The 18,045-nt window shown below is 68.1% G+C and carries 20 protein-coding genes; 9 read left to right on the top strand and 11 right to left on the bottom strand.

The annotated features are described in order from the left end of the window. Positions 1 to 89: 89 nt before the first annotated feature. Positions 90 to 1,250 carry a CynX/NimT family MFS transporter gene (locus AC5Y36_RS16155; RefSeq protein WP_500041955.1) on the bottom strand — a complete coding sequence of 387 codons (1,161 nt, stop codon included), beginning with the start codon at positions 1,248 to 1,250 and terminating at the stop codon, positions 90 to 92. A gap of 141 nt (positions 1,251 to 1,391) precedes the next feature. Here AC5Y36_RS16155 and AC5Y36_RS16150 point away from each other — a divergent pair, with 141 nt between their 5' ends. Beyond that, entirely contained in the window at positions 1,392 to 2,063 is a 672-nt protein-coding gene (locus AC5Y36_RS16150; protein ID WP_500041934.1) for a FadR/GntR family transcriptional regulator, read from the top strand. 5 nt (positions 2,064 to 2,068) lie between these two features. Here the strand turns inward: AC5Y36_RS16150 and AC5Y36_RS16145 are convergent, their stop codons facing one another. After that, on the bottom strand, positions 2,069 to 2,488 hold the full coding sequence (locus AC5Y36_RS16145) for a DoxX family protein (RefSeq protein WP_500041933.1): 420 nt from the start codon (positions 2,486 to 2,488) through the stop codon (positions 2,069 to 2,071). Between the two features lie 54 nt (positions 2,489 to 2,542). Continuing rightward, positions 2,543 to 2,863, bottom strand: coding sequence for an MTH1187 family thiamine-binding protein (locus AC5Y36_RS16140; protein ID WP_500041932.1), 321 nt, complete (start codon positions 2,861 to 2,863; stop codon positions 2,543 to 2,545). A gap of 81 nt (positions 2,864 to 2,944) precedes the next feature. On the opposite strand from AC5Y36_RS16140, the gene dtd reads away from it, so the two are divergent. The 3 genes from dtd (at position 2,945) to AC5Y36_RS16125 (ending at position 5,869) form a co-directional block, all read left to right on the top strand. Then, the gene (gene dtd, locus AC5Y36_RS16135) at positions 2,945 to 3,379 is read left to right on the top strand and encodes a D-aminoacyl-tRNA deacylase (RefSeq protein WP_500041954.1); all 435 of its coding nucleotides are present in this window, start codon (positions 2,945 to 2,947) and stop codon (positions 3,377 to 3,379) included. Positions 3,380 to 3,421: 42 nt separating this feature from the next. Continuing rightward, positions 3,422 to 4,336, top strand: coding sequence for an alpha/beta fold hydrolase (locus tag AC5Y36_RS16130; RefSeq protein WP_500041931.1), 915 nt, complete (start codon positions 3,422 to 3,424; stop codon positions 4,334 to 4,336). Positions 4,337 to 4,471: 135 nt separating this feature from the next. Then, positions 4,472 to 5,869 (top strand): adenylate/guanylate cyclase domain-containing protein, encoded by a 1,398-nt coding sequence (locus AC5Y36_RS16125; RefSeq protein ID WP_500041953.1) that lies wholly within the window; start codon positions 4,472 to 4,474, stop codon positions 5,867 to 5,869. On the opposite strand, the gene AC5Y36_RS16120 is transcribed toward AC5Y36_RS16125, so the two are convergent. Continuing rightward, positions 5,858 to 6,493 carry a TIGR03086 family metal-binding protein gene (locus AC5Y36_RS16120; protein ID WP_500041930.1) on the bottom strand — a complete coding sequence of 212 codons (636 nt, stop codon included), beginning with the start codon at positions 6,491 to 6,493 and terminating at the stop codon, positions 5,858 to 5,860. The genes AC5Y36_RS16125 and AC5Y36_RS16120 overlap by 12 nt on opposite strands. Positions 6,494 to 6,544: 51 nt before the next feature. Here AC5Y36_RS16120 and AC5Y36_RS16115 point away from each other — a divergent pair, with 51 nt between their 5' ends. Together AC5Y36_RS16115 and AC5Y36_RS16110 are read left to right on the top strand one after the other, a co-directional pair. Further along, positions 6,545 to 6,970, top strand: coding sequence for a MarR family winged helix-turn-helix transcriptional regulator (locus tag AC5Y36_RS16115; RefSeq protein ID WP_500041929.1), 426 nt, complete (start codon positions 6,545 to 6,547; stop codon positions 6,968 to 6,970). A 13-nt stretch (positions 6,971 to 6,983) separates the two neighbouring features. Beyond that, positions 6,984 to 8,225, top strand: coding sequence for an MFS transporter (locus AC5Y36_RS16110; protein WP_500041928.1), 1,242 nt, complete (start codon positions 6,984 to 6,986; stop codon positions 8,223 to 8,225). A 130-nt stretch (positions 8,226 to 8,355) separates the two neighbouring features. On the opposite strand, the gene AC5Y36_RS16105 is transcribed toward AC5Y36_RS16110, so the two are convergent. Both AC5Y36_RS16105 and AC5Y36_RS16100 read right to left on the bottom strand, forming a co-directional pair. Then, on the bottom strand, positions 8,356 to 9,381 hold the full coding sequence (locus tag AC5Y36_RS16105) for a zinc-binding dehydrogenase (RefSeq protein ID WP_500041927.1): 1,026 nt from the start codon (positions 9,379 to 9,381) through the stop codon (positions 8,356 to 8,358). Position 9,382: 1 nt separating this feature from the next. Next, entirely contained in the window at positions 9,383 to 11,323 is a 1,941-nt protein-coding gene (locus tag AC5Y36_RS16100; RefSeq protein ID WP_500041926.1) for a flavin-containing monooxygenase, read from the bottom strand. A gap of 92 nt (positions 11,324 to 11,415) precedes the next feature. On the opposite strand from AC5Y36_RS16100, the gene AC5Y36_RS16095 reads away from it, so the two are divergent. After that, the gene (locus AC5Y36_RS16095; protein ID WP_500041925.1) at positions 11,416 to 12,153 is read left to right on the top strand and encodes an SDR family NAD(P)-dependent oxidoreductase; all 738 of its coding nucleotides are present in this window, start codon (positions 11,416 to 11,418) and stop codon (positions 12,151 to 12,153) included. Positions 12,154 to 12,159: 6 nt separating this feature from the next. Here AC5Y36_RS16095 and AC5Y36_RS16090 read toward each other — a convergent pair whose 3' ends face one another. Genes AC5Y36_RS16090 through AC5Y36_RS16080 form a run of 3 tightly spaced genes read right to left on the bottom strand, consistent with a single transcriptional unit; the run spans position 12,160 to position 15,454 of the window. Further along, the gene (locus tag AC5Y36_RS16090) at positions 12,160 to 13,587 is read right to left on the bottom strand and encodes a lipase maturation factor family protein (RefSeq protein ID WP_500041924.1); all 1,428 of its coding nucleotides are present in this window, start codon (positions 13,585 to 13,587) and stop codon (positions 12,160 to 12,162) included. Between the two features lie 27 nt (positions 13,588 to 13,614). Beyond that, a complete protein-coding gene (locus AC5Y36_RS16085) occupies positions 13,615 to 14,880 on the bottom strand; it encodes a competence/damage-inducible protein A (protein ID WP_500041923.1) in 1,266 nt (421 codons plus the stop codon). 46 nt (positions 14,881 to 14,926) lie between these two features. Next, entirely contained in the window at positions 14,927 to 15,454 is a 528-nt protein-coding gene (locus AC5Y36_RS16080) for a hypothetical protein (RefSeq protein ID WP_500041922.1), read from the bottom strand. Positions 15,455 to 15,605: 151 nt separating this feature from the next. Between AC5Y36_RS16080 and AC5Y36_RS16075 the strand changes: the two genes are divergently transcribed. Beyond that, positions 15,606 to 16,394 carry an HAD family hydrolase gene (locus AC5Y36_RS16075; RefSeq protein ID WP_500041921.1) on the top strand — a complete coding sequence of 263 codons (789 nt, stop codon included), beginning with the start codon at positions 15,606 to 15,608 and terminating at the stop codon, positions 16,392 to 16,394. A 10-nt stretch (positions 16,395 to 16,404) separates the two neighbouring features. Here AC5Y36_RS16075 and AC5Y36_RS16070 read toward each other — a convergent pair whose 3' ends face one another. Next, the gene (locus AC5Y36_RS16070; protein WP_500041920.1) at positions 16,405 to 16,623 is read right to left on the bottom strand and encodes a hypothetical protein; all 219 of its coding nucleotides are present in this window, start codon (positions 16,621 to 16,623) and stop codon (positions 16,405 to 16,407) included. 27 nt (positions 16,624 to 16,650) lie between these two features. Next, positions 16,651 to 17,388: a glucose 1-dehydrogenase gene (locus AC5Y36_RS16065; RefSeq protein WP_500041919.1), complete on the bottom strand. Its 738-nt coding sequence runs from the start codon at positions 17,386 to 17,388 to the stop codon at positions 16,651 to 16,653. Positions 17,389 to 17,601: 213 nt separating this feature from the next. On the opposite strand from AC5Y36_RS16065, the gene AC5Y36_RS16060 reads away from it, so the two are divergent. After that, positions 17,602 to 18,024, top strand: a complete 423-nt coding sequence (locus AC5Y36_RS16060) for a Zn-ribbon domain-containing OB-fold protein (protein ID WP_500041918.1) — start codon at positions 17,602 to 17,604, stop codon at positions 18,022 to 18,024. Positions 18,025 to 18,045 lie beyond the last annotated feature (21 nt).

Here is an 18,045-nt window from a genome sequence, read left to right as displayed (position 1 = left end):
TCTTCCTCCGGCGTCCTCGGCGCGACCGCTGCGGGGCGGCGCACACCTGGTATGGAACACCCTGAGAAACAGATCCATTCCCGGCGCCCTCAGACGTACCGGTTTCGTCCGGCCAGCGTGCCCGCCACGATCTGGACCAGGTAGACCGCGAGGATCATGATCCACGGCACGGTCCACGACCCGGTCAGGTCGTGCAGCAGGCCGAACAGGAACGGGCCGGCGCCGGCGAGCAGGTAACCAAAACCCTGCGCCATCCCGGACAGCCGCACGGTGTCCTCGGCGTTGCGCGCCCGCAGCGCGATCACGGTGAGCGCCAACGAGAACACGCTCATGCCCAGCCCGACCAACACGCTCCACAACAACGGCGCCGCACCCGGCGCGATGACCAAACCGAGCACCCCGGCGATGCCGACGACGCCCAGCCCGACGATCCATCCGCTCTGGTGGCGCTGACGGGCGGCCAGCGGAGACACGAACAGGCTGATCGGCACCGCGATCAGCGAGATCAGCCCGAGCAGCAGTCCCGCGCTTTTTTCGCTGATCCCGTTGTCCATCAGGACCTCCGGTAACCACCCCATCACCACGTAGGCGAGGAAGGACTGGGTGCCGAAGAACAGCGTGACCGTCCACGCGAGTCTGTTCCGCAGCAGCGACCGGGTTCGGGGCTCCGCCGCCGCGCCGTCCGCGTCGGTCCGCCCGAAGCCGCGGGCGCCCACCAGCCAGGCCACCAGCGCCAGCACCGCCAGCGCGCTCCACGCGCCCAGCGCGGATCGCCAGCCCCCGAATGCGTCGTCGAGCACCGGGGTGACCGCGGAACCCAGGGCGCCACCGCCCTGCAGTGCCGCCGTATAGATCCCGGTCATCAACCCCACCCGGGCCGGGAACGAGCCCTTGATCACCACCGGGATGAGCACGTTGATGAGCGCGATTCCGGCCGTCGCCACCAGCGTCCCGCCGATCACGACGGAGGGTCCCTCCACCACGCGCAGGACAAGCCCCCCGATCAGGGTGACCAGCGCCAGCGAGATCGCCGGGCCCAGTCCGATGCGCCGGGCCAACCACGGCGCGGCCAACCCGGCGCCGGCGAAGCAGAGCCCCGGCAGCGTGGTCAAGACACCCGCCCAGGTGCCCGACACACCCAATGTCGCGCGCATCTCCGGCAGCAGGGGGCCCACGCTGGTGATGGCAGGACGCAAATTCAATGCGGTGAGCACCACAGCGACGGTCAGCAGTGCACTGCCGGCGGCCATCACCCCCGGGCGGATCTCGGTGGCACCGTCGAGTTCCAGCTCAAGATCATGCTCGTACTCGTCGAGAAGCTTGGTTCGGGCGTCGCTGGTCACCTAAGATAGAATTCCATACATCCCATGATTGGATGAAAGGATCTTCGTGTGCCGTTGATCACCACGCGCCGCGCCGGCCTGGTCGATCAGGTGATTGACCAGCTCCGCAGCTCGGTGACGTCCGGGGAGTGGCCGGTCGACTCGCGGATTCCGCCGGAACCCGAGTTGGTCGACGCGCTCGGGGTCGGACGCAACACGGTGCGCGAGGCGGTGCGCGCGCTGGCTCACAGCGGGATTCTGGAGGTCCGCCAAGGCGACGGCACGTATGTCCGGGCGACCAGCGAGGTATCAGGTGCGCTGCGCCGACTCTGCGGCTCGCAGCTACGTGACGTGCTGCAGGTGCGACGCTGCCTGGAGGTGGAGGGCGCCCGCCTGGCCGCCATCGCGCACACCGAGGACGATCTGGTCGAGCTACGACAGCTGCTGGATCGCCGCGACGCCCATCAGCGGGCGGGCCAACAGCAGGATTTCGTCCGCACCGACACCGCGTTCCATTTCGCGGTCGTGCGCTGCGCGCACAACCCGGTGCTGACCGAGCTGTACCGCGGACTCACCGAAGTGGTCGGGGCGAGCGTGGCGACCACGACCGCAAAACCGTTGCAGGCGGATCAAATCCGGCATCGCGGACTGGTCGACGCGATCGCCGCGGGCGATGTGGAGTGGGCCGCTCGCGAGGCGGGCGGATTCCTGGATGAGCTCCTGGACCGGCTTCGCGACTGAACCGTTCAGTCCCGCCGCAGCCCCAGCACCCGCAGCAGTTCGGGTCGACGCAGGATCAGCGCGATCCACACCAGAACCCCGACATATACCCCGGACAACACGAATCCGGCGAGCGGCTTTTCGGTGTACAGATTGATCGTCACCGCCCCACCCAGGTAGGCGGTCAGTCCCAGCGCACCCAGCACCGCGGTGCGCGGGATGAGAAACACGACCAGGCAGACCAGCAGGACCCAGCCGATCACCGCGGTCTTGTCCGGCGCAAAACCCAGGGCCTCAGTGCCTTCGCGGGCGAACTTCAGACCGAGGATCTTCGGCAGGCAGTCGAAGGCGAAGAACAACCCCAGCAGCACCGTGATCGCTGCTCCGACCTTCCAGGCGCGCGAGCGCCGCGGTCGGGTCGCGTCGCGGTCGGTGTGTGTGGTCATGCTGGGCCTCCCGGCGTTCGATCTGTTGGCTGTCGAAGGTGCTGACCGCCGCGGCTACCGGAACTCATCGCCGCCGGTCGACAGATGACGTTCCACCGACTCGACCTTGTGTGCCATCGCGTCGATGGCCCCGGCCCGCCAATCGGCTTTGATCACCGTGCTGACCCGCGGGGCGCGCGCCGCCACGGCTTCCACTGCGCGCTGCACCACCGCCATCACCTCCGACCAGGTATCGCCCTCGATCACGGTGAACATCGAGTCGGTTTTGTTGGGCAGCCCGGATTCGCGGACCACCCGCACCGCCTCGGCGACAATCTCACCGACTCCCTCGCCCGCGCCGAGCGGCGTAACCGAGAACGCAACCAGGACAGACACCGATCTCACCTCCGGCAGAGCACTGTGCCCGAGCCTACCCAGGCTGGTCACCGGCAGCCGGTAATGGCAGCATCGAGCGCCATGCGGGTTCTGGTGCAACGCGTCTCATCGGCGCGTGTGTCGGTGGACGGCCGGGTGGTGGGTGCGATCCGGCCCGAGCCGCAGGGGCTGCTGGCGTTGGTCGGCGTCACCCACAGCGACTCGGTCGACACCGCGCGGCGCATGGCGGAGAAGCTGTGGTGGCTTCGCGTTCTCGACGATCAGCGCTGCGCGGCCGACGTCGACGCGCCGGTGCTGGTAATCAGCCAGTTCACCTTGTATGCCGACACCGCCAAGGGGCGCAGGCCGTCCTGGAACGCGGCAGCGCCCGCCGAGGTCGCCGCACCGGTGGTCTCCGCGTTCGCTGACGCGTTACGCGGACTGGGTGCCCACGTGGAAACCGGGGTGTTCGGCGCGCACATGCACGTCGAGTCGGTCAACGATGGGCCGGTGACGGTGTTGCTGGAGCTCACCTGACGCAGGCGGGCTCGGTGCGCCGGCGCGTGCGACACTCTGGGCATGGCTATTGCGATTGACCGGCCCAAAGTCGAGGGCAACGTCGCGGTCGGTGAGGGCCGGCAGATCGGCTTCGCCGAGTTCGGCGACCCGCAGGGTCGCACCGTCTTCTGGCTGCACGGGACGCCCGGCGCCCGGCGGCAGATCCCGACCGAGGCGAGAGTGTTCGCCCAACACCACGGCATCCGACTGATCGGCATCGACCGGCCCGGTACCGGCTCGTCCACGCCCTACCAGTACGAGACCCTCTCGGACTTCGCCGATGACCTGCGTACCATCGCCGACACGTTCGGAACCGACAAGATGGCGGTGGTCGGGTTGTCCGGCGGCGGCCCGTACACGCTGGCGTGCGCGGCCGCGATGCCCGACCGGGTCGTCGCGGCCGGTGTGCTCGGCGGCGTCGCGCCGACCAACGGCCCCGACGCGATCGGCGGCGGCGTGGTTGCGTTGGCGTCTTTCGTGGCGCCGGTGTTGCAGGCCGTGGGCGACCCGCTGCGCCTGACCGCCAGCGCGGTGATTCGGATGATCCGGCCGATCGCCTCCCCCGCCTTGCACCTGTACGCCCGGGTTTCACCGGAAGCCGACCGCCGTCTGCTGCTGCGGCCCGAGTTCGGCGCGATGTTCCTCGACGACCTGCTCAACGGCAGCCGCAAGCAGCTGGGTGCGCCGTTCGCCGACGTCGTGCTGTTCTCCCGTGACTGGGGTTTCCGGCTCGACGAGGTCAAGGTGCCGGTCCGCTGGTGGCACGGCGACCACGACCACATCGTGCCGTTCGCGCACGGTGAGCACGTGGTATCCCGCCTGCCCGACGCCGAGTTGCTCCACCTGCCCGGAGAGAGTCATCTCGCCGGACTGGGCCGGGGTGAGGAGATTCTGCGCACCATGCTGGAGATCTGGGACCGCGAAGGTCAGCCGTGACGTGGTCGTGGCCCGGCCCCGCTGAGCATTAGCATCGTGCCCCATCGTCCAGCGACCGTCGCCACCATTGCGACCCGCTATGGGGCGGGATTCGTCTTTGCCTACCTGCTCACCGCGGCCGAGGTTGTCGCCGTGATGGTTTCGCTGCGGAGCCAGACCTACAGCGGCGCCCGCCTGCTCCTTCAGGACGACCACCTGATCATGATCGGGGTGCTGGCCGGCCTGGGCGCAGTGGCGGCGGCGGTGGGCGGCGCACTGAGCATCATCGGGACACTGCGGTGGTTCGTGGCCGGGGAGCACCCCGATGCCCGGCAGCGCCGAACCGCGATCAACCTGGTGCGCCGACAGTTCGTGATCCTGCTGGCGACCTGGACCGGCGGCGGCCTGATCGGGCTGATCGCGCTGGGTGCGACAGCCCAACTAGCGCTGCTGGTTGGACTGTCCGTCGTGTTCGGGGGCACGGCCACCGTGTGCACCAGCCTGTTGTTCACCCAGCGAACGCTGCGTCCCATCATTGCCGCGGCGTCGGCGGATTTCACGGCCCGCGAGACAGCCCCCGGCGTGCTGGCGCGCCTCGTCTCGATGTGGGTGGCGACCAGTGCAATTCCCAGCGCGATCATCGTGTTGCTCATCGTGTTTCACTGGAAAGGCTGGATGCTGGGACCCAACGCGTCGGTGGAGTTGCCGGTGGCGGTGGTCGCGCTGGTCGCGATGTTTGTGGGCCTGCGGGCCATGGTCCTGGTTGCGCGGTCGGTCTCCGATCCGGTCCGTGATGTCGTCGAGGCGATGGCCGAGATCGAGCACGGCCGGATCGACAACCTGGTCGACGTGTACGAACAGTCCGAAATCGGCCGGCTGCAAAGCGGATTCAACCGGATGGTCGCCGGCCTCAAAGAACGCGACCGGCTCCGCGACCTGTTCGGGCGGCACGTTGGCACCGCCGTGGCACGTCGCGCACTGGAAGCCGGCGAGACGCTGACCGGCGATGTCCGGCCGGCCGCGATCCTGTTCATCGACCTGACCGGATCGACGACGCTGGCGGCCACCTCGCCCCCCGACGAGGTCGCCTCCGTGCTCAACGATTTCTTCCGCATCGTCGTGGCCGCCGTCGACCAGCGTCACGGCCTGATCAACAAATTTCAGGGCGACGCGGCGTTGGCCGTGTTCGGCGCCCCGTTGCGTGCCGACGACGTGACCACCGCGGCGTTGGCCACCGCACGCGAGCTACGCAACCAACTGCGGCGATTGCCGGTGGTCGATTTCGGCATCGGGGTGTCGGCCGGGCCGGTATTCGCCGGCAACATCGGCAGCGAAAGCCGCTACGAGTACACCGTCATCGGCGACGCCGTCAACGAGGCGGCCCGACTGGCCGATGCCGCCAAGGACACCGACGAACGCGTGTTGTGTTCACGAGCTGCGCTGTCGCAGTCTGACGCTGACGAACAACAGCACTGGGTCGCCCACGGTTCTGCGCTGCTGCGCGGCCGTTCGGAACCGACCGAAATGTCAAGCCCGGTGCGTTCAGACCGCTAGGGCGCCCGTCCAGCGCGGTGCACGGCCCAGATGCGCCAGAATCCGGTCGAGGTCGCTCGCGGCATCGGGCTCAGGTTCCGCCGGACCGAACGGAGCCTGCTCGGCAGCGCGAAAGTCTCCGTCGGGGATCGCGAACACCAAAGGCAGGGCCGCGGCCAGCACCTCGTCGGGCAGCGCAAAGGATGCGCCGATGCTGCGGGCGACATCCCAGCCGTGCACGACGTAGTCGACAAAGTGAAATCCGATCGCCATCGAACCCGGAAATGCCGCGCCAGGCGCCAACTCCGGCAACGCAAACGACGCCGCCAACACACCGTCGGCGCTGAACGCCTCGAGCACTTCGGCGGCCGCCTGCGCATAGCTGCCGGCGGGATCGGCCGCGACGGCGCTCGCCACCGTGGCCGGATCCCATACCGCGAGATCGGCGCCGTCTCCCCGGGCGGCAGCCGCGAATCCGTAATGCTGCACAGTCATATGGGCCAGCAGATCGCCCAGATCCCAGCCCGCGCACGGCGTCGGGCGGGCCAGGTCCTGCGGCGAGACGGTGCGCACCACCGCAGTGGTGGCGTCGAGCGCGAGGCGATGCACGCGCCGAAGGTCGGGAACGTCAGAAATAGTAGTCATGCACCTATCGTATGTATCTGCATATCATTGGTCAATGGTTAGCATCTCCGCATGACACCGCGGACCAGGCGCGCCGACCTCGCGGCCATGCTCGCGCCGTTGCTGCGGGAACTCATCGCCGCCGAGCTTCCCGTGCTGGAGAAACACGGGCTGTCGATGTGGGGCTACATCGTGCTGGTTGCGCTGGATCGGTCCCCCGTTCGTTCACAGGCCGCGTTGGCCGAGGCCATCGGCGCCGACAAGACCCGGATCATCCCCACCCTCGACGAACTGCAGCAGCGCGGACATATCGAACGCCAACCCGACCCCGACGACCGGCGGGTGCGGCTGCTGGCCATCACCGAGGCCGGACGTTCGGCCAAAGACGCTGCACAGGGCGACATCCAACGTGGTGAGGAACGCTGGCTGAGCGTACTGTCCGCCGAGGACCGGCGTGCGTTTGTGCGGGTCCTCCAGCGTCTGAGCGACACCGACTAGGCAGGGGCCGAGCGTGACCAGACAGCGACTCACCGCCGATCAGCGCAACGCGTTCCTCGCAGCGCTGCTGGGGTGGTCGATGGACGCCTTCGACTACTTCCTGGTGGTGCTGGTGTACGCCGACATCGCCGAGACCTTCCACCACACCAAGACCGAGGTCGCGTTCCTCACCACGGCCACGTTGGCGATGCGCCCGGTGGGTGCCCTGCTGTTCGGGCTGTGGGCCGACCGGGTTGGCCGGCGCATCCCGTTGATGGTGGATGTCATGTTCTATTCGGTCGTCGGCTTCCTGTGCGCCTTCGCCCCCAACTTCACCGTCCTGATCATCCTGCGCCTGCTCTACGGCATCGGGATGGGTGGCGAATGGGGGCTGGGTGCCGCACTGGCGATGGAGAAGATCCCGCCCGAACGCCGCGGGTTCTTCTCCGGCCTGCTGCAGGAGGGTTACCTGTTCGGCTACCTGCTGGCGACCGTGGCCTCGCTGCTGGTCACCGACTGGCTGGAGCTGTCGTGGCGCTGGCTGTTCGGGTTGAGCATCATCCCGGCGCTGGTCAGCCTGATCATCCGGTACCGGGTCAAAGAGTCCGAGGTGTGGGAAGCCACCCAGGACCGGATGCGGGTGACCCACACCAGGATCCGCGATGTGCTGCGCGAAGCCCGGGTCATCCGCAGATTCGGATATCTGGTGCTGTTGATGACCGCCTTCAACTGGATGAGCCACGGAACCCAGGACATCTACCCGACGTTCCTGCATCACAGCGACGGCGCCGGGCTGCCCAGCGTGACGGCCAAGTGGATCGTGATCATCTACAACATCGGCGGCATCATCGGCGGCCTGGTGTTCGGCTCGCTGTCGCAGCGGTACGGCCGGCGCTACACCATCGCGTTCTGTGCGGTGATGGGGCTCCCGATTGTCCCGCTGTTCGCCTATTCGCACGGTGCGGCGATGTTGTGTCTGGGTGCGTTTTTGATGTTCGCCGTCGTGCAGGGTGCGTGGGGGGTGATTCCGGCGCACCTGACCGAGATGTCACCGGATGCGGTGCGCGGCTTCTACCCCGGGGTGACCTACCAACTCGGGAATCTGTTTGCCGCATTCAACCTGCCGATTCAGGAACATCTCGCCGCCTCGCATGGCTATCCGTTCGCGCTGGCCGCCACGATCGGCCCGGTTCTGTGCATCGTCGCCGTGCTTTCGCTGGTGGGCCGGGACGCCACCGGGATCCGATTCGGTTCCGACCCAGTCCGAATCGGATAGTCGTCGAGAACCCGCCGCCCCGCGCCGACCGAGGTGCGCGACGCGTAACCTGTTGCGACGACACGCCGGGGCAGGTCGCGGTGGGTTAAGTCTCGCGCTACCGCCCAGGAAATCGGGAGTGGCCCGGGAGCTACGGCGTGAGGATGACCTTCAGTTCATCCCCGGAGCGCGACGCCACCGCGGCGTAGCCCTTGGCGGCGTCATCCAGCGGCAGCGTGCTGGTGAAGATGCCATCGACGTTGAGCCGGCCCGCCTGGAGCAGCGGAATCAGCGCCGGCCAGGTCTGCTGGACCGGGGCGGTGGTGAACCGCAACGTGATACTGCGCAGCAGCGAGGCCAGCGCGGGAAACGGCAGCGGCGACAGGTCGTGTACGCCGACCACCGAAACGGTGCCGCCCGGCCGCACCGCCGCCAGCGCGTCATTCATCGACGCATCACTGCCCACGGCGTCGATCACCGCATCCACACCGCGCCCGCCGGTCGCCTCCAGGATCGCCTGGATCGCCGGGACCGCGACGGGTCTACCCCCGGCCCGCTCGGCACGTTCCAACCGGCCGGGTACCGCGTCGACCGCCAATACCGTTGCCGCACCCTGAGCCAACGCGCTGCGCAGGGCACACTGCCCGACCGCCCCGAGGCCCAGCACGGCCACCGTGCCGCCCAACGGGATGTCGGCGCGCCGCGCGGCCGCCCACCCGGTGGCGAGGTTGTCGGTGAGCAGCAGGGCCGCTTCGGTGGTGATCCGCTCGGGGAGCTTGCGCAGCTGAAAATCAGCGGCGGGCACCGCGAGTAGGTCGGCCTGAGCGCCCGGCAACGCCCCGGAGCCGAAGATCTGCGGGCCCGAGTGACACATCACCGGGTCATGGGTCGCGCACCCCGCACAGCTACCGCAACCAGCGACCGAGGACACCATCACCAGGTCGCCGACCGTTACCGTGCGCACGTCGGGCCCGGCCTCGACGACGGTGCCGATGGCCTCGTGGCCCAGCGCTACCGGCTCGGCCAGCGGGTAATCGCCGTCGTAGAAGTGCAAGTCGGATCCGCAGATCGCCGCCGCGGTCACCGCCACGATGGTGCCGTCCGGGCCGGACAGCACCGGGTCGGGCCGGGTGTCGACCCGGATACTGGCCGGGCCGTCGATCACTACTGTGCGCATATCAGCGTGCTTCCTTTCTCGTCCGCAACACGAACTGGGACCAGTCGGGTTCACGCACCGCCGACCAGTACTCGTTGAGCCGCCACGGGCTGACGGTGTGGATCTCGCCGTCCGCGTTCTTGAAATACGAGTGCTTGACCGACGGCTGCGACCACACCATCTTCTTGATGGCGTCCTGGGTGCGGCGGTGCCAGTCGGCCGCGGCTTCCGCGGTGGGCTCCAGTGACCCGATGCCGCTCTGCGTCAGATGGGCCAGACAGTCGTTGATGTAACGCATCTGCAGTTCGGAGTGAAAGATCAGGCTTCCGCCGTGCGCGAGATGGGTTCCGGGACCGTAGATCAGGAAGAAGTTGGGAAATTCCGGCACCGTGATACCCAGATAGGCGAACGGGCGGGTTCCCCAGATGGCGTGCAGGTCGGCGCCGCCCCGGCCGGTGATCGTCATCGGCCACAACACGTCGGTGTGCCGGAACCCGGTCGCGTAGACGATGACGTCGACGTCGTGGCTGACGCCGTCGGCGGTGACGATCCCGTGCGGGGTGATCCGCTCGATCTCGGTGCGCACCAAGTCCACATTGTCGCGGCGCAGGGTGGACAGCCAGCTGCCGTTGTCCTGCAGCGTCCGCTTTCCGGTCGCCGGGTAGTCCGGCATCACCTTGGCCAGCAGTTCCTCGTCGCCGTCGATCTGGTTGGTGATCCAGTCGGCGAACATCAGCCGGGCCATGGCGTTGATCTCGCTGACGGCGTAGTTCTGGTCGGGATAGTCCGGGTCGACCCGCGCCGCGTCAAGACCCTTGTCGGCGCCCGGCCACATCAGCAGGAAGCGGTACCAGCGCCCGTAGCACGGCAGGTGATTCATCGCCCAGCGCACCCCGTCGGGAACCCGATCGTGATACATCGGGTTCGGGAACATCCATTGAGCGGTGCGCTGAAAGACGGTGAGGTGCGCGACGTCCGCGGCTATCGCGGGTGCGATCTGAAATCCGCTGGCACCCGCGCCGATCAGCGCCACCCGTTTGCCGGTGAGGTCGACGGAGTGATCCCAGCGCGCGGAGTGAAACGCCGGGCCGGCGAAGGTGTCCGCACCGTCGAGCCCCGGAACGTGCGGACGGTTGAGCTGCCCGACGGCGGTGATGACGGCTCGGGCCCGCAGCGTACTCGCTGTCCCATCGGCGGCGCGCAGCGACAGCGTCCAGACTTCGTCGTCGTCATCCCATTGTGCGGCAATGACTTCTGTCCCCCACCTCACGTTCTCGCCGAAGCCGTGCTTGTCGATCACCTGGGCGAAGTATGCCCGCAGTTCATGCTGTTCGGCGAAGTAGTGCGACCACTGATTGCTGGGTTCGAAGCTGTAACAGTAGAAGTGGTTGGCGACGTCCACACGTGCCCCGGGGTAGCTGTTCTCCCACCAGGTTCCGCCGGGTCCATCGTTCTTTTCCACGATCGTGAACGGGATGTTGGCCTGTTTGAGTCGCACACCGGCCAGAACCCCGGATTCACCGCAACCGATCACCACGACCGGCCACTGCGCGGCGCGCTCGGCGTCCAGTGCAGCGGGCCGGCGGGGATCCAGACCGGTCAGGTCCATCTCCTCCAGCAGCAGCGGGTGGTAGTCGGCCGGGACCCGCTCGCAGGCCGCCCAGTCCATCATCTCCTCGATGAGTTCCGCGCTCAGCGGTTCGGGCTCGGGGCAGCCGCGGTCGCGGTAGTCCGCGATCACCGGTAGCGCCACGGCGCGAGCGCGGGCCTTGTCCTCCTCGGACATGAAGCCCTGGATCTCGTTGAGGAACAGCCCCGCGGGTTTGAAATCCCGGATGAACCGCGGATCACCGGTGATGTGGACCAGCGCGAGCAGCAGCGTGGGGATGCTGACGTCCTCCAGTGCTGCGGCGATGTCCGGCGTCGCGGTGCTGAAGGGCTGGCCGGCATACGGGCTGCGCATCGCGGTCCTTTCCAATTACGCTACGTCTGGTGTCGTAATCGTAATTACGCTACCGTCGGTGCCGTAATGAATCAAGAGCCGAAAGGTGCACGGTGAGCGGAGTAATCATCACGGGAGCGGCGTCCGGGATCGGCCGGGCGTGCGCGGAGGCGCTGGTAGCCGACGGGCGGCGGGTCGCGTTGTGGGACATCGCCCCCGCCGTCACCCAGGTGGCCGCGGACTTGCGCATGCCGGGCACGGTGGTCGACGTGTGCGACGACGCCGCGCTGGCGCCGGCGGTCGCGGCGGCTGCTGCGGCATTGGGCGGCATCGACGGGCTGGTGCACGCCGCGGGCCGGGTCATCGTCGAACCGGTCGGCGCCTACACGGCCGAGTCGTGGCACGCGGTACTCGACGTGAACCTGCGGGCCCAGGCGATGCTGGTCCAATTGCTGTTGCCGCACCTGGAAGCGTCAGCCGGTAGCGGCGGCTCCCCCGCGGTCGTCGGGATCTCCAGCATCGAGGGGTTGGCCGCCAACCCCTACATTCCGGCCTACTGTGCGTCGAAGGCCGGTCTGCTCGGGCTGACCAGATCGATGGCCGCCCAGCTGGGCGCATCGGGCATCAGGATCAACGCGGTGTGCCCCGGGTTCATCCGGACGCCGATGCTGCAGGCGGCCCTCGATGTCGACGAGGTCCGGGCCGGCTTTGAGCAGGCCACGCCGCTGGGCCGGATCGGCGACCCCGCCGAGGTGGCTCAGGCGGTGGCGTTTTTGATGTCGCCGCGCGCGTCCTTCATCACCGGCTCGCACCTGGTGGTCGACGGCGGCGTCACCGCCCGGCACGCCTGAGGCCGGCTATCGGTGCAGCGCGATCGGCGGGTGGTATTGGCCCACCAGCCTGCGATGCCACCAGGCCCGATCGTTTCGCAGCTCCTGCCAGCTGGTGAACCGATACGCGTACAGCAGGGCCCGCACATAGCGGGGCGGCGAGTCCGGGAACGGGTTGTACCGCAGCAGCCGCAGCGTCGGCGCATCGTTGCGCAGCAGCCGTGTCAGGAACGCGTCCCACCACGGCTGCGCGTAGCGCGGTGAGATCGCGGCGAACCACATCAGCCAGTCCAGGCGCAGGTGGTAGGGCGCCCACTGGGGTGGTATTCGGTGCACCGAACCGGGTTTGGCCTTGAACGCGTATTCCCGCCAGACGGTGTGATCGCTCAGGGTCTCGTCATCGGTGCCCTCGATCACCACCTCGTGCCGTATACGGCCGACGGTCCCGAACGCGCCGTAGGTATTGACGAGCCGATAGGCGTTGAACGAGAGGTTCATTCGTTGATGACGCGACGCCATGTTGCGCACCGGCCAGTAACTGAGCACCACCACCACGGCGGTGAACGCGATCACCAGGCAGACGAACCAGACCGGTGCGCCGGGCAGCTGCGGTGTTGTCGGCAGCCGCAGCACCGCCGACACCCAGGACGCGTCGACGGCGCTGGCGGCCAAGATGATGGTCACCCAGTTCAGCCAGGCGAAGTTGCCGGATGCCACCAGCCACAGCTGGGTGACGACGATGACCGTGGCCGCAATGCCGGCGACCGGTTGCGGCGCGAACAATCCGAACGGGACCACGAGTTGGGCGACATGGTTGCCCGCCGCCTCGATGCGGTGCAGCGGTTTGGGCAGATGATGGAAGAACCAGCTCAGCGGTCCGGGCATCGGTTGCGTCTCGTGGTGGTAGTACAGGCAGGTCAGGTTGCGCCAGCAGGCGTCGCCGCGCATCTTGATCAGTCCTGCCCCGAACTCGATCCGGAAGACCAGCCAGCGCGCGAGCCACAGCACCAGGACCGGCGGCGCCGTCTGGTCATTGCCCAGGAAGACGGCCAGGAAACCGCTTTCCAGCAGAATCGATTCCCAGCCGAACGCATACCAGGCCTGCCCGACGTTGACGATCGACAGGTACAGCACCCACAGCAGCAGCCAGATCAACATCGCCGCCCACAGCGGGACCAGATCGGCTGCGCCCGCGACGAGCGCCGCGCTCGTCGCCGCACCGGTCCAGGCGACGGCGGCGAAAAACCGGTCCGAATAGTGCAGGTGAAAGATGCTGGGCGCGGCCCGAAACGACGAGCGCCGCAGATACGCCGGCACCGGCAGCATGCCGCGCTCGCCGATGAGCGCCCGGAACTGCCGCGCCGCGGCGAGGAACGCAACGAAATACACCGCGGCGATGCCGCGTTCCAGTATCAGCCTGCCCAACCACAGGTCGGGCGCCGTGAACCATCCCATGCCCGCACCTCCTGGGCCGACGGATGTTCAGCCGTCGCTCAACACCGTGCGTAGTAAGTGCATCACGACGGTGGTGGACCGCTCCCGGATATCGGCGCGGTTGCCCGGTAGCCGCAGCGTTCGGGTCAGTGTTGCGCCGTTGCCGAGCTTGACGCTGAAACAGACCGTGCCCACCGGCTTTTCGTCGGTTCCACCGCCGGGTCCGGCGATCCCGGTGACGGCCACCGCGGTGTCGGCCCCTAACTGGCGCAATGCCCCCTCAGCCATCGCTTCGGCCACCGGCTCGGAGACCGCCCCGTGCGTGGCGATCAGCTCCGGGTCGACGCCGAGCATGCCCTGTTTGGCCTCGTTGGAATACGACACGACGCCGCCGGCCACATACGCCGACGAACCGGCCAGCTCGGTCAACCGGGCCGCCACCAACCCTGCGGTGCACGACTCCGCGGTCGCAATCGTGCGCCCGGTCAACAGTTTTGCCACCTGATCATCGATCCGGGAGCCGTCTTCGGAGAAGATCTCCTCGGCGTGATGGTCGCGCAGCAACCCCAGCAACTGGGTGTACACCGCCGCGGCGTCCGGCTCATAGCGGGTGACCATTTCGATCTCCCCGCGCCGCAGACAGGTGGTGATTTCCAGGCGTTCGAATCCGGTGATCCGCCGCTCGGCCTCGCGTAGCGTGTCGGCCAGCCCCGACTCCGGCAGTCCGAACATCCGGACGGTCTGCTGCTGATAGCTGGTCCGGCCGGCGATCGCCGCAAGGAGGTCCGGTACCTGGACTGCGGTGCGCCACATGGGCTGTAGCTCGCGCGGCGGCCCGGGCAGCACCAGCACGGTCGGGCTGCCCGGCACCACCACGCCGGGCGCGGTTCCGACCGGATCGATGATGTGCGATCCGGCCGGGATCATCGCCTGCTTGCGGTTGGCGGCCAGCACCGCATCGAAGTCCACCACCTTGAACCGGCCGGCCAGCGCCCCCAGGATCCCGGCGATCTTCTCCTCCAGCACGGCATCCAACACCAGGTCGCGTCCGCAGAACCGGGCGACGACCTCGACGGTCATGTCGTCGGCCGTCGGGCCCAGCCCGCCGCTGGTGACGATCAGGTCCACACCTTGGGCGGCCAGGAACCGCAGTTGGGCTTCGATGTCCGGTGCACGGTCGCCGCAGATGGTGATGTGCGCCAACTCAACGCCCAATTCCAGCAGCCGGTCGGCGATCCAGGGTCCGTTGAGATCCTGGACCCGCCCGGTGAGGACCTCGGTGCCGGTGACCACGATGCCTGCGCGTGCGCTCACCGCCCTGACATTACGCACCGGACGGTGAGCGCCGCACGCCCGCGGGTTACGGCAACGCCGAGACCGGGAACCTCATCGCGGGCTCGATCGCCTGCGGCAGCGTCAGCGTCGCCGGGGGCGCGACGACACTGGGTGCCATCGAGACCGGTGCCGTGACGGCCGGGGCGGTCGGCGTGGTGCCGAGGTTGGGCATCGGGAAGGGGAACATCCTGCTCAGATCGCCGGGAAGGCTGGCCAGGCCGGCCGGGGTGGACGGCGCCGCCGGTGTGCCGGCCAGCGGCGGCAGCGTGCCGGCCACCGGGGGCAGCGAGCTCTGCTGCGGCAGGTTGATCGTCGCGTTGGCCAGCGGCGGCGTGGCCGGTGCGGCCGGCGCAGCGCCCAACGCCGAGCTGGTGGTCTGCAGGATCTGCTGCGGGATGCTGCCCGTGACAAACTGCTCGACCACACCGGGCAGTCCGGGGGTCGGGCTCGCCACCGGGTCAGCTGCCGCGGTGGCGCTGGTCGCCAGCGCGCCCAGGAACAGGCCTGCGGCGGCGCCCGCCGTGGCGACGATGAGGTTGCGGGTTCGTGACATGGTTCTCCCAATCGGTTCGACGCGACATGCGAAACCGAAGCTAGGCCGTCGCGGACGCTGCGCATGCCACGCAACTCGCGATTTATGGAACCGTTGCGAAGGCGAGGCGATGCGGTGATGCGGCGCCGCCCGTAACATCGCTGAGGTGCAGGTGCCAGCGGCAGTTGACCCGATCCCGGAGATCGATGCGAGCCCGCCCGGGGCGCAGGTCGGCGCGTTCTTCGACCTCGACGGCACCCTGGTCGACGGGTTCACCGCCACCGCGCACGCCGGCGATCGCGTCCGCCGCCGCCAGGCCCGGGCCGGCGAGGTGCTGGGTGTTGTCGAAGCCGCGGTGCGGTACCGGTTCGGCCGCATGCAGTTCGCTCGCCTGCTGATCCGCGCTGCCGGCTATTTGCGCGGCGAATCGCTCGCTGAACTCGATGAACTAGGCGAGCGGTTGTTCGTCGAACACATCGCGGCACGCGTGTACCCGCTGATGCGGGACGTCGTGCGCGCCCATCAGCAACGCGGACACACCGTGGTGCTCAGCTCCTCGGCGCTGACCATCCACGCCGAGCCGGTCGCCCGGTTTCTCGGCATCACCCATGTGCTGTGCAACCACTTCGAGGTCGACGACGACGGCCTGCTCACCGGTGGCGTGATCAAACCCGTCGTGTGGGGCCCGCAAAAGGCGGTCACCGTGCAAAAGTTCTGCGCCGACAACGAGATTGACCTACGCGACAGCTACTTCTACGCCGACGGCGGCGAAGACGTGGCGTTGATGTCCATGGTCGGCCGGCCCCGGCCGGTCAATCCCCGCTCCGAACTCGCCGCCGCCGCCGCCGAGCACGGCTGGCCGATCCTTGCGGTCACCAGGCCGCCGCGCGCCGACAGCCGATCACTGCGTCACGCAGCGGGTTTCGGAGTTGCGGTGCTGCGGGCGGTCACCACCCGCTGAGCCGCTTCGGCTATTTGGCCAGCCACTTCTCGACGGCGGCCACATCCCTCGAATAGGAGTCCAGGATGTAGTCGTCGAAGCGGGAGCCGCCGCTGATCGCGTCGGACCCGCGCCATGTCACGTGCACCTGGGCGGCGCCGCGCTGGAAGATGTCGACGCGGTCACGTTCCTTGCGCTGCCATCCGTGCTGCTCGGCGAGCTGGCAGAGACCCTGCCGGTCGGTCGTCATGGCGTCCACGCTAGCAGCCGCGGGCGGTCACGCCTTGTGTGGAATACCGGCCACGGTGCCGCCGTCCATCACGAACTCGGCGCCGGTGGCGTACGAGGATTCGTCGCTGGCCAGGAACAGCACGAAGGTCGACACCTCGATCGGGTCGGCGGCGCGACCCATCGGGATGGTCAGGAAGTCTTCCGGAATGCTCTCGGTCATCGGCGTGCGGATCATCCCGGGATGGATCGAGTTGACCCGGACGTTGTGCGGGGCCAGTTCCAGGGCGACCGACTTGGTCAACCCGCGGACCGCCCACTTCGACGCCACATAGCCGTGCACCCAGGCGGTGCCGCGCAGGCCCTCGATGGACGACACGTTGACGATCGAGCCGCCTTCCGCGGCGATCATCGCGTCGGCGACCGCCTGCATGCCCAGGAACGTCCCGGTGAGGTTGATGTCGAGGATGCGCTGCCAGTCACCCAGGTCGTATTGCTGGATCTGGCCGCCGTTGACGATGCCGGCGTTGTTGACCAGCACGTTGAGTTTGCCGAAGGCGTCGACGGCGGCGGTGACGGCGGCCTTCCACTGGTCGGGCTGGGTGACGTCGAGGTGCACGTAGCGGGCGGCGTCGCCGAGTTCGGCCGCCAGCGCCGCGCCGTCCTCATCGAGGATGTCGCCGAGCACCACCTTGGCGCCCTCGGCCACCAACAGGCGGGCGTGCGAGGCGCCCATCCCCCGCGCACCGCCGCTGATCAGTGCAACCTTGTCGTCCACGCGTCCCATGACGGGTGAGGCTACCGCACCAAGCGACAAACTAGAACCTGTTTCAGTTTTGCGTGTGGCGGCAGTGGTATTTGCCGTTGACTATGCGGCTACGGCGCGGTTTCGGGCCCAAACCCGCCCTCAGCGCAGGATCAACGGCATAGGTGTACGCACGAGGCTCGGTGAATCCGTTCGCTCTAGACGAGAATATGATTTCCGATTATCGTCAACGACGTGCAAACGCAGAAGGTGCTCGCGCCCGACGTCTCAACCTGGCCCGCGGAGAACCCGCAGCTGATCGGCAGCCGCTGCGACGCGTGCGGCGCGACGACCTGGCCGAAACAGGAACTGTGCCCCAACTGCAGCACGCCGGGGATGTCCGAGGTGCTGCTGCCCCGACGCGGGACGCTGGTGGCCTGGACCACGCAGGGATTCGTACCGAAGCTGCCCTATGCCGGTGCGGAAACCGCCACGACCTTCGCCCCGTTCGGCGTCGGCCTGGTTCAACTCGACGACGTGGTGCGGGTGGAGGCGCGGCTGACCGAGCACGATCCGGCCAAGCTGCGGTTCGGAATGGACGTCGAGCTGACCTTCGTCCCGTTCTTCGTCGACAGCGACGGGACCGAAATCCTGACCTGGGCGTTTCAGCCGGTCTGACTAGGCATCGAGGGAGATTTC

Source organism: Mycobacterium sp. NGS50, from assembly GCF_059812545.1.
This window is presented reverse-complemented; position numbering and strand designations above follow the sequence as displayed.